At 75.2% G+C, this 15,462-nt stretch carries 12 protein-coding genes; 7 read left to right on the forward strand and 5 right to left on the reverse strand.

The genetic code is table 11. From position 1 onward, the window contains the following. Positions 1–357 (reverse strand): M17 family peptidase N-terminal domain-containing protein (locus tag ABD158_RS16070; RefSeq protein WP_344008609.1); only part of this gene is annotated, 357 nt, incomplete at its 3' end. A 55-nt stretch (positions 358–412) separates the two neighbouring features. Between ABD158_RS16070 and gcvT the strand changes: the two genes are divergently transcribed. The 7 genes from gcvT (at position 413) to ABD158_RS16105 (ending at position 6,816) form a co-directional block, all read left to right on the forward strand. Then, positions 413–1,540 carry a glycine cleavage system aminomethyltransferase GcvT gene (gene gcvT / locus ABD158_RS16075; RefSeq protein ID WP_344008610.1) on the forward strand — a complete coding sequence of 376 codons (1,128 nt, stop codon included), beginning with the start codon at positions 413–415 and terminating at the stop codon, positions 1,538–1,540. Between the two features lie 46 nt (positions 1,541–1,586). Further along, positions 1,587–1,844, forward strand: a complete 258-nt coding sequence (locus ABD158_RS16080; protein ID WP_344008611.1) for a hypothetical protein — start codon at positions 1,587–1,589, stop codon at positions 1,842–1,844. Positions 1,845–1,885: 41 nt separating this feature from the next. After that, positions 1,886–2,680, forward strand: a complete 795-nt coding sequence (locus tag ABD158_RS16085) for a thymidylate synthase (protein ID WP_344008612.1) — start codon at positions 1,886–1,888, stop codon at positions 2,678–2,680. Between the two features lie 16 nt (positions 2,681–2,696). Continuing rightward, positions 2,697–3,200: a dihydrofolate reductase gene (locus ABD158_RS16090; protein ID WP_344008613.1), complete on the forward strand. Its 504-nt coding sequence runs from the start codon at positions 2,697–2,699 to the stop codon at positions 3,198–3,200. Next, positions 3,197–4,132 carry an LLM class F420-dependent oxidoreductase gene (locus ABD158_RS16095; RefSeq protein WP_344008614.1) on the forward strand — a complete coding sequence of 312 codons (936 nt, stop codon included), beginning with the start codon at positions 3,197–3,199 and terminating at the stop codon, positions 4,130–4,132. The genes ABD158_RS16090 and ABD158_RS16095 overlap by 4 nt, the downstream gene beginning before the upstream one ends. 23 nt (positions 4,133–4,155) lie before the next feature. Then, positions 4,156–5,064: a 4-hydroxy-tetrahydrodipicolinate synthase gene (gene dapA / locus ABD158_RS16100; protein ID WP_344008615.1), complete on the forward strand. Its 909-nt coding sequence runs from the start codon at positions 4,156–4,158 to the stop codon at positions 5,062–5,064. A 66-nt stretch (positions 5,065–5,130) separates the two neighbouring features. Further along, the gene (locus tag ABD158_RS16105) at positions 5,131–6,816 is read left to right on the forward strand and encodes a ribonuclease J (protein WP_344008616.1); all 1,686 of its coding nucleotides are present in this window, start codon (positions 5,131–5,133) and stop codon (positions 6,814–6,816) included. 158 nt (positions 6,817–6,974) lie between these two features. On the opposite strand, the gene ABD158_RS16110 is transcribed toward ABD158_RS16105, so the two are convergent. The 4 genes from ABD158_RS16110 to ABD158_RS16125 all read right to left on the reverse strand — a co-directional run bounded on the left by ABD158_RS16110 (position 6,975) and on the right by ABD158_RS16125 (position 15,435). After that, positions 6,975–7,949, reverse strand: coding sequence for an NAD-dependent epimerase/dehydratase family protein (locus ABD158_RS16110; protein WP_344008617.1), 975 nt, complete (start codon positions 7,947–7,949; stop codon positions 6,975–6,977). A 10-nt stretch (positions 7,950–7,959) separates the two neighbouring features. Then, on the reverse strand, positions 7,960–10,599 hold the full coding sequence (locus ABD158_RS16115) for an alpha/beta fold hydrolase (RefSeq protein WP_344008618.1): 2,640 nt from the start codon (positions 10,597–10,599) through the stop codon (positions 7,960–7,962). After that, positions 10,596–11,627, reverse strand: coding sequence for a 3-oxoacyl-ACP synthase III (locus ABD158_RS16120; protein WP_344008619.1), 1,032 nt, complete (start codon positions 11,625–11,627; stop codon positions 10,596–10,598). Before ABD158_RS16120 ends, ABD158_RS16115 begins: the two co-directional genes overlap by 4 nt. 349 nt (positions 11,628–11,976) lie before the next feature. After that, on the reverse strand, positions 11,977–15,435 hold the full coding sequence (locus ABD158_RS16125; protein WP_344008620.1) for a M4 family metallopeptidase: 3,459 nt from the start codon (positions 15,433–15,435) through the stop codon (positions 11,977–11,979). Positions 15,436–15,462: the final 27 nt, after the last annotated feature.

Genomic DNA, 15,462 nt, shown 5'->3' on the forward strand with positions numbered 1-15,462 from the left:
TTCGCGCGCTGGGTCGAGGCGCTCGAGCTGACCCTCGCCGTGGGCGCCGACGGTGGTGGACGCGGCGCGGCCGGCGCGGCGCCGGGCCCCGGGCGCGGGCACGGCGTCGCCGAGGCCGACGAGCACCAGCAGCGGGGACGTGATCGTGCCGGCGGTGGGCACGTGGTGCACCTCGCCGGGCTCCCCGGTCACGCCGAGGGTGGCGAGCAGCGGCTGCCAGCGGCGGCCCCAGGCCTCCGCCACCTCCTCGCCGGCGGGGTGCAGGAGCGGACCCGACGCCGTGCGGAGCACACCGACGACGACGGCGTCGGCGCGGGTCTTGGCGGGGTTGGCCTTGCGGAGGGCGTAGCTGCTCATCCGGACGAGCCTAGTCACCCGCCGGGGCGGGGCCGATCTTCGATACCGTCCGGCCATGTCCACCCCCGACCCGACCGACGGCCTGCAGCTCTCCCCGCTCCACGAGCGGCACCTCGCGCTGGGGGCCAGGCTCGGCGAGTTCGGGGGGTGGTCGATGCCGCTGGAGTACGCCACCGGCGTGGTCGCCGAGCACACCGCGGTGCGCGAGAAGGTCGGCCTCTTCGACGTCTCCCACCTCGGCACGGTGCTGGTCACCGGCGCCGGCGCGGCCGACCTCGTCGACGCCACGCTGAGCAACGACCTGGGCCGCATCCAGCACGGCCAGGCGCAGTACACCCTGTGCTGCGACGACTCCGGCGGGGTCGTCGACGACCTCATCGTCTACTTCTTCGACGAGGACAAGCTGCTGCTCGTCCCCAACGCCGCCAACGCCGCCGAGGTCGTACGACGCCTCGCCGAGGCCGCGCCCGCGGACGTCCGCGTCTCCGACGAGCACGCCGACCACGCCGTGCTCGCCGTCCAGGGCCCGGCCGCGGAGGCGGTTCTGCGCGACGTCGGGCTGCCCACCGGGCACGACTACATGAGCTTCCGCGAGGCCGAGGGCTTCGCCGCGCTCGGCGCCCCCGTCGTGGTCTGCCGCACCGGCTACACCGGCGAGCGCGGCTACGAGCTGATCACCCCCGCCGTCGCCGCCGGCGACCTGTGGGACGCCCTCGTGGAGGCCGGTGGGCCCCACGGCCTCACCCCGGCCGGTCTCGGCGCCCGCGACACGCTGCGCACCGAGATGGGCTATCCCCTCCACGGCCAGGACCTCTCCACCGACACCACCCCGGTGCAGGCGCGGATGCGGTGGGCCGTGGGCTGGGACAAGCCGACGTTCTGGGGTGCCGAGGCCCTGCGCGCCGAGCGCGAGGCGGGCCCGTCCCGCACCCTGCGCGGCCTGCGGGCCGTCGGCCGCGGGATCCCGCGCCCGGGCATGACGGTCTCGCACGACGGCGTCGCCATCGGCACCCTGACCTCGGGCACCTTCTCCCCGACGCTGCGCACCGGGATCGGCCTGGCCTACCTCGCCACCGACCCCGCGCTGCCCGACGGCACCGAGGTCAGCGTCGACGTGCGCGGCCGGGCGCACGCGTTCACGCTGGTGCGGCCGCCGTTCGTCGACACCTCCGTGCGGTCCTGATCCGACCCGCCCGCGGGCGTCGGCGCCCGCGTCTAGCCTTGCGGCCATGAACCTCCCCGACCAGCCGTCGACCTTCCGCCCGCCCACCCCGGCGGAGCGCCCGTGGTGGTGGCGGCTGGAGGACGCGCAGGGTGGCGAGGTCGCCGTCGACGAGGAGCACACCGGCCAGCGCTTCCCCTCCCAGGGCGACGCCGAGTCGTGGGTGGGGGAGACCTGGCGCGAGCTCGCCGGGCAGGGCGTCGACGCGGTCGTGCTGTTCGAGCTCGAGCGACGGGTCTACGGACCCATGTCGCTGCACGCCTGAGACGGCGCGGACCCGGGCCGGGCGGGCACTAGCCTGGACCCGTGCGGACCTACCTCGACCTGCTGCAGCGCGTGCTCGACGAGGGCGTGGAGAAGTCCGACCGCACCGGGGTCGGCACGCGCAGCGTGTTCGGCCACCAGATGCGCTTCGACCTGAGCGCCGGGTTCCCGCTGGTCACGACGAAGAAGGTGCACACCCGGTCGGTGTTCGGGGAGCTGCTGTGGTTCCTGCGCGGCGACACCAACGTGCGCTGGCTGCAGGAGCGCGGCATCTCGATCTGGGACGAGTGGGCCGACGAGAACGGCGACCTCGGTCCCGTCTACGGCGCGCAGTGGCGCTCCTGGCCGACCCCCGACGGGCGCCACGTCGACCAGCTCGCCGCGGTGGTGCAGCAGATCCGCGACGACCCCGACTCGCGCCGCCACGTCGTCTCGGCGTGGAACGTCGCCGACCTCGGGGCGATGGCGCTCGCCCCCTGCCACACGATGTTCCAGTTCTACGTCGCCGAGGGCCGGCTGAGCTGCCAGCTGTACCAGCGCAGCGCCGACGTCTTCCTCGGCGTCCCGTTCAACATCGCGTCGTACGCGCTGCTGACCCACATGGTCGCCCAGGTCACCGGGCTCGAGGTGGGCGACTTCGTGCACACGATGGGCGACGCGCACCTCTACGCCAACCACCTCGACCAGGCCCGCCTTCAGCTGGGCCGGGAGCCCCGGCCGCTGCCGACGCTGAAGCTCGCCGCCGGCGTCACCGAGCTCGACGCCTTCGAGCTCGAGGACATCGCCGTCGAGGGCTACGACCCCCACCCGGGCATCAAGGCCCCGATCGCCGTCTGAGCGCCCCGCCGATCCCGTGACCACCCCCACCGGCGCCCGCGTCGTCCTGGTCGCCGCCGTCGCCCGCAACGGCGTCATCGGCGCCGACGGCGGCATCCCGTGGCACCTGCCCGCCGACTTCGCCCACTTCAAGGCCACCACCACCGGCCACACCCTGCTGATGGGCCGGGCCACCTACGAGTCCATCGGGCGGCCGCTGCCGCGCCGGACGACCGTCGTGCTGACCCGCGACCCCGCCTGGAGCGCCGGGGAGCACGCGGCCTCGGTGCGGGTCGCCCACACGCTCGACGAGGCCCTCGCGCTCGTGGAGCCCGGCACCGACCTCTACGTCGCGGGCGGGGCCGGGGTCTACGCCGCAGTCCTCGCGCAGCCCCACCTCGCCGACGAGCAGCTGATCAGCGAGGTCCCGCTCAGCCCGGACGGCGACGTCCGCTACCCGGCCTACGACGAGGACGCGTGGCGGGAGGCGTCACGCGAGGAGCGCGACGGCTTCACCCTGGTCCGCAGGGTGCGAGCATGAGCGCCATGGAGCTGCGCATCTTCACCGAGCCCCAGCAGGGCGCGACGTACGACGACCTGCTCGCGGTCGCCCGCACCGCCGAGACCGAGGGGTACGGCGCGTTCTTCCGCTCCGACCACTACCTCGCGATGGGCGACGGCAGCGGCCTGCCCGGACCCACCGACGCCTGGACCACCCTCGCCGGCCTCGCCCGGGACACCACGACGATCCGGCTCGGCACCCTCGTGACCAGCGCGACCTTCCGCCACCCCGGCCCGCTCGCGGTCACCGTCGCCGGGGTCGACCAGATGAGCGGCGGCCGGGTCGAGCTCGGGCTGGGCGCCGGCTGGTTCGAGGCCGAGCACCGTGCCTACGGCATCCCGTTCCCCGCCACCGGCGAGCGCTTCGACCGGCTGACCGACCAGCTCGCGATCCTGACCGGGATGTGGGCCACGCCCGTCGGGGAGACGTTCTCCTACGCCGGTCGGGCCCACGAGGTCGTCGACTCCCCGGCGCTGCCGAAGCCCGTCCAGCAGCCGCTGCCGGTGATCGTCGGCGGGCGCGGCAAGAAGCGGACGCCCGCCCTGGCCGCGGCGTACGCGACCGAGTTCAACCTCCCGTTCGGCGATGTCGGGGCGACCGCGGAGCAGTTCGCGCGGGTGCGCGCCGCCTGCGAGGACGCCGGGCGCGACCCGGCCACGATGTCGTGGTCGGCCGCCCAGGTGCTGTGCGTCGGCGCGGACGACGCCGAGGTCGGGCGCCGCGCCGCCGCCATCGGCCGCGAGCCCGCCGAGCTGCGCGAGAACGGCGTCGCCGGCACCCCCGCCGAGGCCCTCGAGCGGCTGGCCCGCTTCGCCGAGGCCGGCTGCGACCGGGTCTACCTCCAGGTGCTCGACCCGGCCGACCTCGACCACCTGCGGCTCGTCGCCGCCGAGGTGATGCCGCACCTGTGACGAGCGGCGATAGCCTGGGGCCCATGAGTGCCTCCGGGAGAAGCCAGGACGTCCCGTTCGGCCGCGTGCTCACCGCGATGGCCACGGCGTTCGCCCCGGACGGCTCGGTCGACCTCGACGGCACCGCCGCCATCGCGGCGCACCTCGTCGCCACCGGTCACGACGGCGTGGTCGTCTCCGGCACGACGGGGGAGTCGCCGACCACCAGCGTGAGCGAGGACGGCGACATCCTCGCCGCCGTGCGCGAGGCCGTCGGCGCCGACGCGGTCGTCGTCGCGGGTGTCGGCACGAACTCGACGGCCCACAGCGTCGAGCTCGCCGAGCAGGCCGCCAAGCTCGGCGCCGACGGGCTGCTGCTCGTCGCGCCGTACTACTCCAAGCCCGGCCAGGCCGGCGTGCTGCAGCACTTCCGCGCCGTCGTCGGCGCCACCGACGTCCCGGTGATGCTGTACGACGTGCCGGGCCGCACCGCCACCCAGATCGCGCTCGAGACCTACGAGGCCGCGATCGAGCTCGAGCCCGTCGTCGCCGTCAAGGACGCGGTCGGCGACCTCGCCCGCGGCGTCCGGCTCACGCAGATGGGCTACGCCGTCTATTCCGGCGACGACGAGGCCAACCTCGGCTGGCTCGCCCACGGCGCCGTCGGGATGGTCAGCGTCGTCGGCCACGTCGCCGGCCCCCGCCTGCGGACCATGGTCGACGCGTGGCTGGCCGGCGACACCGCGGCCGCGCTGGCGGCCTACACCGCGACGATGCCGGCCGTCGACGCCGTCATGGGCGCCGCCAACTACGGCGCCACCACCGCCAAGGCCGGGCTGCAGCTGCTCGGCGTGCTCGACAACCGCCGCGTCCGCGGCCCCCTGGTCGAGCTGGACGACGACGAGGTCGCCGCGCTCCGCGCGGGCCTGGTCGCGGCCGGCCTCCTCGACTGACGCCCCTCCCGGCGCCGCGCCTCCCGCCACCGAGGGAGCCGCGCCCGGGCTACTCGGAAGGACCCGATGACCCACACCCACCCCGAGCTGTCCGCCCCCGGACCGCTCGCCACCGGCGCCCTGCGCGTCATCCCGCTCGGCGGCCTCGGCGACGTCGGGCGCAACATGACCGCGTTCGAGTACGGCGGCCGGATCCTGCTCGTCGACTGCGGCGTGCTGTTCCCCGAGGACCACCACCCCGGCGTCGACCTGATCCTCCCGGACTTCGAGCCCATCCGGGACCGCCTGGACGCCGTCGAGGCGCTCGTGCTGACCCACGGCCACGAGGACCACATCGGCGCCACGCCGTACCTGCTGCGCGAGCGGGGCGACATCCCGCTGGTCGGCTCCCACCTGACGCTGTCGCTGGTGCGGCCCAAGTTGCGCGAGCACCGGCTCAAGGAGACCGTCCACCACGTGGTGCGGGAGGGCGACGCCATCACCTTCGGGCCCTTCGAGCTCGAGTTCGTGGCCGTGAACCACTCGATCCCCGACGCGCTCGCGGTCGCGATCCACACCCCCGCCGGCACCGTCCTCCACACGGGCGACTTCAAGATGGACCAGCTGCCGCTGGACCGCCGGATCACCGACCTGAACACCTTCGCCCGCCTCGGCGACGACGGCGTCGACCTGTTCATGACCGACTCCACCAACGCGGAGGTGCCGGGCTTCACCACCTCCGAGCAGGAGATCACCCCGGTCCTGGACCGTGTCTTCTCGCGCAGCAAGCAGCGGATCATCGTGGCCTGCTTCGCCTCCCACATCCACCGCGTGCAGCAGATCCTCGACACCGCGGTCGCCCACGGCCGCAAGGTCGCCTACGTCGGCCGGTCGATGGTGCGCAACATGGGCATCGCGCAGGACCTGGGCTACCTCACGGTGCCGCCCGGCGTCATGGTCGACGCCAAGGAGCTCGCCAAGCTGCCGCCGGAGAAGCAGGTGCTCATCTCCACCGGCTCCCAGGGCGAGCCGCTCTCGGCGCTGTCGCGGATCGCGCAGCGCAACCACCACTTCGTGCACATCGAGGAGGGCGACACCGTCGTCCTCGCGAGCTCGCTGATCCCCGGCAACGAGAACGCGGTCTACCGCGTCATCAACGGCCTGTCCCGCTGGGGCGCCGACGTCGTCCACAAGGGCAACGCCCTCGTCCACGTCTCCGGCCACGCCAGCGCCGGCGAGCTGCTGTACTGCTACAACATCGTCAAGCCGAAGAACGTCATGCCCATCCACGGCGAGATCCGGCACATGCGCGCCAACGCCGACCTGGCCCGCCGCACGGGCGTGGAGAACGTGGTCGTCGCCGAGGACGGGGTCGTCGTCGACCTCGTCGACGGCGTCGCGAAGATCGTCGGCAAGGTGGACTGCGGCTACGTCTTCGTCGACGGCTCGTCGGTCGGCGACCTCACGGAGTCGCTGCTCAAGGACCGCCGGGTGCTCGGCGAGGAGGGCTTCGTCTCGGTGATCGTCGTCGTCGACTCCGTCACCGGCAAGGTCGCCTCCGGCCCGACGATCCAGGCCCGCGGCCTGGCCGAGGACGACGCCCGCTTCAACGACATCCGCCAGCCGATCATCGACGCGATCGACGCGGCCGTGGCCGAGGGCGTCCGCGACTCCTACCAGCTGCAGCAGATCGTGCGCCGCGTCGTCGGTCGCTGGGTCAACAAGGCCCTGCAGCGCCGCCCCATGATCATCCCGGTCGTCATCGAGAGCTGAGCCGACCCGGCCCGGCGCCCCTCGGCGCCGGGCCGGCCACCCGGCCCTCGGTCCCGCCGTGGGGGGTCGAACCGGCGCGGGCTCCCGTCGTTCGGGCGGCCGCCGCGCACGCACCTGCCGACTCGGTGCTGCCGGGGTGCACGCGAGCGCCGAGCCGGCTACGGGGCGGCGTACCAGGCGGTGAGGCGGGCGAAGCCCTCGTCGAGGCCGACGGCGGGCGACCAGCGCAGCAGCTCGCGGGTGCGGCGCTGGTCGAACCAGTGCGCGGTGGTGAGCTGCTCGACGAGGAAGCGGGTCAACGGCGGCGTGTCCGTACGACGGGTGGCCGCCCAGAGCGCGTCGACCGCCGTCCCCGCGGCGCGGGCGAGGGGCACGGGCAGGCGCAGGCGCGGCGGCGGGGCCCCGGCGGCGGCGCAGACCCGCTCGAGGATCTCGGCGACGGTCCGCGGCTCGCCGCCGCTGACGACGAGCGCCTCGCCGTGCGCGCCGTCGGGCGCGCAGGCGTCCGCGGCGGCGACGATCGCGTCGGCGGCGTCGTCGACGTAGGTGGTGTCGATCAGCGCCGAGCCCGACCCGATGACGGGCAGCCGACCGGCGCGGGCGCGGGCGACGAGCCGCCCGACGAGCTGGGTGTCGCCGGGCCCCCACACCAGGTGGGGCCGCACGGCCAGGACGGCCAGGTCCGTGCAGTCCGCGGCGAGCGCGAGGAGCTCGGAGGCCGCCTTGGTGCGGGCGTAGTGCCCGCGGGCCCGGCCGGGGTCGGCCGGCCCCGCGCCGACGCCGACCAGGGCGTGCCCGGCGTGGGCCACCGACGGCGACGACACCTGCACCAGCCGGGGCACGCCGAGCGCCCGGCAGGCCTCGACGACGCTGCGGGTGCCGAGGACGTTGGCGCGCTCGAAGTCCGCCGCCGGTCCCACGACGTCGACCTTCGCGGCCAGGTGCACCACGGCGTCCTGGCCCTCCGCGGCCCGCAGCGCCGCGGCCGGGTCGGCGACGTCGCCGCGGACCTCGCGCAGCCCCAGGCCCGAGGCCCGGCGCTGCATCACGGTGACCTCGTCGCCGCGGGCGGCCAGCGTCCGTGCGACGGTCGCGCCCAGCAGCCCCGAGGCGCCGGTGACCAGGACCCTCACGCGCCGCCCCTCACCGGGAGCCGGCGAGCAGGCGGTCGGCCTGGCGGGCGACCTCGGCCCGGTCGACCTTCGAGGCGTGCCGGATGTCCAGCGGCAGCCGGTCGGCGCGCAGCACCGCGGCCACCGGCACCCCGGCCGCGTCCCGGACGGCGGCCGTCAGGTCCCCGTCGGCGCGTCGCAGGCCGAGGGGCCCGCGCGGTCCGGTGCGGCGCGAGCTCGCGCCCCGCGGCACCACCACGACCACGAGCTGCTGGGTGCCGGCGGGACCGACCCCGACCGCCGCGGCGGCGTCGACGAGCCCCAGGCCCTCGACGCGCTGCTCCACCCCGACCGGGGTGACGACCCCGTCGGCGGTGCGCACGACGTGGGCCAGGCGGCCCTCGACCCACAGCCGACCGGCGTCGTCGAGGTGTCCGACGTCGCCGGTGCGGTGCCAGCCGGGGTGCCGCGCGGAGCGGTGCTGGGTCAGCCACAGGTCGTCGTAGCGGTCCTTGACGTGCGCCGAGCGCACGCAGATCTCACCGGTCGACCCGGCGGTCTCGTCGGGGTCGGTGCCGGCGAGCGCCTCCTCGGCGCCGAACGGGACGACCCCGATCCGCACGCCCTCCAGCGGCCGACCGACGCAGACGCCCTCGCCCGGGCCGGCGGCGAGGATCTCCTCCAGCGACACGTCGGTGGCGGGCAGCGCCTCGGTCATCCCGTACGGCGTGTGCAGCGCCGCGCGGGGCACGACCCCGGCGACCGCCTGCAGCACCGCGACCGGCACGGGCGCGCCGGCCGACATCAGCAGCCGCACCCCGGCGAGGGCGGCGCGGTGGTCGTCGGTGAGCTCCTCGCGGGTCGCCACGACCCGGCGCAGCGCGGCGGGGGAGGCGAAGACCACGGTCGCGTCCACGGCCGCCACGGCCTCGGCGAGCAGCGGCGCGGTCAGGGTGTGCGGGGCGGTCACGTCGATCGCGGGCACCGACGAGCCCAGCCCGAGCGCGGGCCCGAGCAGGGAGAACGGCGCGAAGGCCGCGACGTAGGAGTCCTCGGGCGTGAGGCCGTAGGTGGCGCGCACCAGGTCGACCTCGGCGCGCGCCTGCCGGTGGGTGTAGGCGACGCCCTTGGCGGGGCCGGTCGCGCCGGAGGTGAACATGACGACGCAGTCGGCGTCGAGGTCCGCCGCCGGCGGCAGCGCGGCGCCGTCGCGGGCGCGGGCCTCCGCGCCGCGCCGCTCGAGGCCGGGCAGGTCGTGGTCGGCGCCGACGAGCCGGCGGGCCGCGCCGTCGACGGGCTCGACCGAGATCCGCGAGCCGGGCAGGCCCATGGCCCGGGCGGCGAGCAGGCCCTGGCGGCGGCCGACGACGTGGTCCAGGGTGGCCCCGCGCAGGGCGCGCCGCATGCCGGTGAAGCCCAGGCCCTTGTCGGCCACGACGATGACCGCGCCGGCGCGCCACGCGGCGTACACGACGGCGGTGAGGTCCACCGACGGCTCGACCAGCAGCCCGACCCGGTCTCCCGGGCGGACGCCGGCGGCGTGGAGGCCGGCCGCGAGGTCGGCGACGCGACGGGCCAGGTCGGCCCAGGAGGTCGTGACGCCGCCCGCGGCGACGACGGGGGAGGGGTCGTCGGCGCGGCGCTCGAGCGCCGACCACAGCCGCTCGGCGTCGGCGTCGTCGCCGGCGGTGGCCGTCGGGGTGCCGGGCCGCGCGACCTCGGCCGTGGGGGTGTCGAGGTCGCGCAGAAAGGTCGCGACCGCGTCGACGTGCTCGGGGGCGTCCTCGGTGACGAGGTGGGAGGCGCCCTCGAAGCGGTGGACCTGCGCCTGCGGCAGCCGCTCGCGCAGGTCGCGCAGGTAGCGCTCCCCGAAGACCGGGTCGCGGGGCCCCCAGAGGAGCAGCGCCGGCACGTCGAGGGTCCGGACCCCCTCGGCGATCGCCGCCACCGTCGGGTACGACGGGTGGCCGGGCGAGAACGGGATGTCGGCCACGAAGTCGCCGACGGCGCGGCGGCGCGCGGGCGTGTCGTAGGGCAGGGCCAGCGCGTCGCGGACGTCCTTCGGCAGCGCGGGCGAGGACAGCGCCGAGGTCGCGCGCACGAACGTCGGGGTGGCGACGCAGCCGAACGGACGGACGCCCGGCAGGTGCGCGAGGCGGATCAGCGGCGGACCGAAGTCGCCGGGCGGCTGGGCGACGGCGGTGTTGCCGACGACGACGCCCCGGACCCGGTCGCGGTGGGCGACGGCCCAGCCGAGCGAGATCGCACCGCCCCAGTCGTGGCCGAGGGTGACGACGGGGCCGTCGACGCCGAGGGCGTCGGTGAGCCGGCCCAGGTCGTCGACCCGCTCGGCGAGGGTCCACGGCGCCTCGTCGGCGCCGGCCCGCTCGGAGAAGCCCATGCCCAGCTGGTCGGGCGCGACGACGCGCCAGCCGTCGGGCGCCCCCGCGAGCACGTGACGCCACAGGTACGACCACGTGGGGTTGCCGTGCACGCACAGGACGGTGCCGTGGACCGGCTCGGCGCCGTTGTCGAGGACGTGCCAGGTGCGCTCCTTGCCGCGGCCGTCGGTGACGACCACCGTGCGCGACCAGGCGGGGTCGAGCCCGGGCAGGGCGTGGGGGACCGGGCCGGTGCCGAGGGTCCGCAGCGGGGTGCGCACGCCGCTCACCACGCCAGCTCGAGGCAGCAGGCGTTCAGGCCCGAGCCGATGCCCATGAGCAGGACGCGGTCGCCCGCGGACAGCGAGTCACGCTCGCCGGCGAGCGTGAACGGCACCGAGGCGGGCCCGATGTTGCCGTAGGTCGGGAACGTCCGCGGCACCCGTTCCTTGTCGATCCCGAGCCGGTCGCACAGGGCGTCGGTGTGGACCTGCGAGACCTGGTGGATGACGTAGCGGTCCATCCCGCCGTCCCACCCGTGGGCCGCGGCCGCCTCGTCCCACAGCGCGGAGGACAGGTCCAGGCCCGCCTCGAGCAGGCCCTTCAGGTCGGTGACCATCGACTCGTTGTCGCCGACGCACAGCTCGTGGTGCTCGGTGCCGGCGCGGCTGACCGCGGCGACGACCCGGTGGCCCTCGGGGTGGTCCTCGGCGGGGCCGAGCACCATCGCGACGGCGCCGGAGCCGAGCGTGAGCGCCGCGAACTCGGCCATCACGTCCCGAGAGGTCGCCACGTCGTCGGCCAGCCGGGTCATCGTCGACTCCGAGACCGGGCGCGAGTCCTCCGCGTCGACGACGAGCGCGTAGTCGATCAGGCCGGACTCGATCATCGACGAGGCGATCTCGATGCCGTTCATGAAGCCCAGGCAGGCGTTGGTGGTGTCGAAGTTCTGGCACGAGCGCGGCAGGCCGATCCGGTCGTGGATGACCACGGCCGTGGCCGGCTCGAGCCAGTGGCGGCTCAGCGAGGTGTTGACCATCAGCCCGATGCGGGCGGGGTCGACGCCGCTGGCCTCCAGCGCGGCGACGCCGGCGGCCGCGGCCCCGGCGACGAACCCGTCGTCGTCGCCCTCGGCCCACCAGCGGCGCTCCTTGATGCCAACCAGGCCCTCGAGGAGCCCGCCCCGCATCCGGGTGCGCCGGTAGACGTCGGCGAGCCGGGCGTCGATCTCGTCGGAGGTGACCACGACGGGCGCCTCGACGCGCTCGACGGCGAGCACGCTGGCCCGGGTGTAGTGGTGGGTCGAGTTCTGGGACACGGGTGGGTCCTGACGTCGTACGGCGCGGGCCGGGGTGTCGGCCCCCGGGGCGTGGCGGGTGCTCGCTCGAACGTACGCCGCGCTCCGCGAGCCGCCGGGCCGCGGGGCCGTACCCCCCGGTAGCCGACACCCGTGCACCCAGCGCCGTCCCCCGAGCGCGCCGACCCGGCGCGAGCTCCCGTCGTACGGGCGGGCGGAGGGGGAGCTGGCGCCGACTCGGCGGTGTCGGGGCGGGAGCTGGCGCCGGCTCGGCGGTGTGGGGGCGGGAGCTGGTGCCGGCTCGACGACGAACGGCCGGCGAGGAGCCCGGGTGGGGCTCCTCGCCGGCCGTGTCACCGGTGGGACGGGATCAGCGCGTCACGCGCACCGTGGTCGTCCCGCGGCTGAAGCGGAAGCCGTCGTTGCCGGCGTACGCCGCGACGATCTCCTGGCGCCCGACCGGCAGGCGCCGGTCCAGACGGACGGTGGCCTCGCCGTTCCGGACGAAGCCCTGACCGACCTTGGTGCCGTTCCACCGCAGCGTCACCCGGCCCGAGGGCGCGAGGAACTCCGAGGTGACGTCGACCGACATCGCGAGCCGGCGGGTGGCCGGGGTCGTGGCCGGCGGGGTCACCGTGGTGGCCGTGTCGGCCTTGGTGACCGTGAGGGTCACGGTGCCGGTGGCCTCGTCGTAGGCCTCGTCGCCGGAGTAGACGACGTCGAGGTCGTAGGTGCCGACCGCGAGGCGCTTCGGCAGGGCGAAGCTCGCCGTGCCGTCCTCGGCGACGGGCTCGGTGCCCAGCGTGCGGTCGCCGTCGACGAGGGAGACCTGGCCGGTGGGGGCGCCCGCGTTGCCCTCGACGCTCACGTCGACCTGCGCGCCCTCGCCGAACTGCACGGACTGCGGCGTCGCGGTCGCGGTGACCGCGGCGCCGACCTCGCACAGCGCGACGGTGACGTCGTCGACGTACCAGCCGTCGACGCCGCCGCAGCCGTCGCGGCCGATCGCGAAGCGCAGCTGGACCTCGTCGCCCGCGGCGATCCCGGCCGCGGCCAGGTCCACCACGGAGGTGCCCCAGCTGCCGGTGACCTCGCCGCCGTCGGTGCCGGTGAAGCCCGGCTGCCCGGCGAGCGGGTTGGTGTTGCCCTCGTCGGCCGTGGCGATGACGGAGGGCTCGTTGTAGACGAACGCCTCCGCCGGCACCGGCGCGAAGTCGCCGCCGTTGACGGCCACCTGCACGTTGCCGCCGTCGAAGCCGAGCTCGGTGGCGACGAAGTGACGGAAGCTCATCCGCGGCGCCACGTCGCCCGCCTCGCCCAGCGTGAACGCCGGGGAGGTCATCGTGTTGACCGACGAGAAGTCGTTCGTCGTCCCGTCGCACTGCCCGAGGTCGCCCGCCGCGCCGTACGCCGCGACGCCGTTGGCACCCTGCGGGGCGCTGGTGTCGGCGACCCAGTCGCGCTCGGGACCGCCGTAGACGTTCTCACCGTCGAGCGTCCAGTCGCCCAGGCCCGACTCGAAGTCCTCGCTGAAGACCTCGTCGGTGGTGGACCCCGCACCGCACAGGGCGGGGGCGTCCTTGCCGAGCAGCGGCTGGAAGTCGCACTGCACCGGCTCCTCGCGCATCTCCGTGGCCTCGGCCATGGGGGCGATCTGCGCGCAGTCCGCGGCGGTGACCTTGCCCTCCTCGCCCAGGGCGCGTCGGTCGTCGGTGGCGACGCTGAGCTCGTAGATCCGCTTGCCGGTCAGGTCCGCGCAGGAGGCCTCGAGGGCGTCCACGTGGTCCGGGAACTTCGAGCTGGGCGTCTGGTAGGCGTCCATGGCGCGGAAGTAGATCGCCGCGGCCTTGTCCATCCCGATGCCCTCGACGGTGACCCCGTTGGAGGTGCCGCCGTCGACCAGCAGGGCGTAGCCGTGGTTCGGCACGCCGGAGTTGGAGTGCACGCCCCCGGCGTCGTCGGTCGAGCACTTGTACTCGACGTCGGAGACCTTGCCGGGGTCGCCGTAGCAGGTGGGGCTCCACATGTCGCGGATCGCGCCGCCGAAGGCGGTCGACTGCTCGCCGACGAGCCAGCGGTCGGAGTCCGAGCGCGCACCTGCGGCGTCCTTGATGGTGACCTCGACGGTGTCGCCACGGCTGATCGCCGAGCGCATCGTCTGGCGGTCGGTGAGGCCGACGGACACGGTGGTGACGTAGTCGGGCTCGTCACCCGACATCGAGATGGGCGCGTCGTCGTTGTTGCCGATCACGAGGGCGGCGGCGCCGGCCTCGGTCGCGACGGCGGCCTTCTGGGTGAAGGGGCACAGGCCGCGGTCGACGAGGACGATCCGATCGGTCACGTCCTGCTCGTAGGCCGAGCAGCCGTCGGTGGCGGTGCCGCCGGTGTCGATCGCGTCGGTGGGCGCGACGACCTGGCCGCTGATCCCCTCGGCGGTGACCTGCTGGCCGAACGACGCCCCGCCGGTGGCGCAGTCCTTCGCGATCGCCGCCGGGGCGGTGATGCTCAGCTGCGGCACGGACGGCGAGGAGGTCGAGCAGAGACCGTCGGCGCGGGGGCCGTTCTTCTCGCCCTCGTCCTGGCGGTTGTTGATCAGGTCGACCGTCTCGCCCCAGATGTCGGAGTACGCCTCGTTCAGCGCGCCCGGCTGCCACTGGTAGATCAGGCCGTGGGTGTACTCGGTGTAGGCGTGGCCCCACTCGTGGGCGACGACGTCGTCGGAGGTGACGCCGTTGCAGTAGTTGGTGGTGACGCCGTTCCAGTTGGCGTTGGGGCACGAGATGCGCGGGTCGTTGTTGACCGTCTCCATCGCGGCGCCGGCGCCGTCGTAGGAGTCGCGACCGAAGGCGTTGGCGAAGAACCAGTAGGACTCGCCGCTGGCCTCGACGATGCTGCGCTGGTCGGCGTTCAGCCCGTCGAGGGAGTCGCCCTCCTCCCACACCGGCTCGGTGTCGGGGGAGGACTCGTAGAGGCGACGCTCGAGCGCGTCGTGGACCATCGAGTAGCGGTTGACGAGCTTGCCCGTGGTCGCGGAGAAGAACACCATGTCGCGCACGTCGGCGGCGTTGGTGACCTCGGTGACGTAGACCAGGTCGGTCGCGCCGGCCTCGCCCTTGACCAGGCCCTCGCGGTAGACGTTGAGGACGGTCTCGGCGGCGCGCAGGCCCTCGGGCGCCTCGGGCTCGGCCTCGGTGCCGTCGGTCGAGTGCGCCTCCGGCGGGTCGGAGCGGACGAGCTCGACGGCGCGGGCCGCGGCCTCCTCGGCGGTCAGGCGGGTCTCGGTGGACAGGCCCTCGACGGGCACGGCCTGGCCGTTGACCGAGGTCAGGTCGCCGTCGGTGTCGAGGTGCGCACGCACGAGCGCGCCGAACACCGGGATGCCCTCGTGCTCCTGGGCGTAGGTGACGACGGTGCCGAGCCGGTCGGTGGTGACGTCGGTGCGCACGAGCTCGTCGCCCGCGGCGCCGAAGGCCCCGGCGTAGTCGGCCAGGTAGTCGCCGGCCTTGGCCACGGCCGCGCTCGGCGAGGCGGCCGGGGTGCCCGGCAGCAGGTCGCCGTCGGTGCCGGCGCGGACCATGGAGGCGAGCCCGGTGGCCCGCTCCGTGCTGACCCTCACGGAGCCCTGCGCGGTGCCGCGCATCCGCTCGAGCAGGTCGCGTGCCTCGCGCTGGGCCTGCGAGGAGGGCGAGGCGGCGTCGGGACGCGCGTCCGGCCCGTCGCCGGGCGCGGCGGCGGCGCTGCCGACGAGCAGGGGGGTGCCGGCGAGACCGGCACCGAGGACGGCCAGGGCCAGGCCCTGACCGAGGGATCTGCGCAGGGGTGGGCGCATCGATGTTCCTCCCGAGATGGAGTGGCG

Origin of the sequence: Nocardioides lentus, assembly GCF_039529515.1 — a bacterium.
Lineage (GTDB): Bacteria > Actinomycetota > Actinomycetes > Propionibacteriales > Nocardioidaceae > Nocardioides > Nocardioides lentus.

Excerpts from the sequence above, each read along its gene's own strand:
- gcvT (WP_344008610.1), top strand. The coding sequence starts at position 413 with ATGTCCACCCCCGACCCGACCGACGGCCTGCAGCTCTCCCCGCTCCAC.
- ABD158_RS16080 (WP_344008611.1), top strand. The coding sequence starts at position 1,587 with ATGAACCTCCCCGACCAGCCGTCGACCTTCCGCCCGCCCACCCCGGCG.
- dapA (WP_344008615.1), top strand. The coding sequence starts at position 4,156 with ATGAGTGCCTCCGGGAGAAGCCAGGACGTCCCGTTCGGCCGCGTGCTC.
- ABD158_RS16105 (WP_344008616.1), top strand. The coding sequence starts at position 5,131 with ATGACCCACACCCACCCCGAGCTGTCCGCCCCCGGACCGCTCGCCACC.
- ABD158_RS16125 (WP_344008620.1), bottom strand. The coding sequence starts at position 15,435 with ATGCGCCCACCCCTGCGCAGATCCCTCGGTCAGGGCCTGGCCCTGGCC.
- ABD158_RS16095 (WP_344008614.1), top strand. The coding sequence starts at position 3,197 with ATGAGCGCCATGGAGCTGCGCATCTTCACCGAGCCCCAGCAGGGCGCG.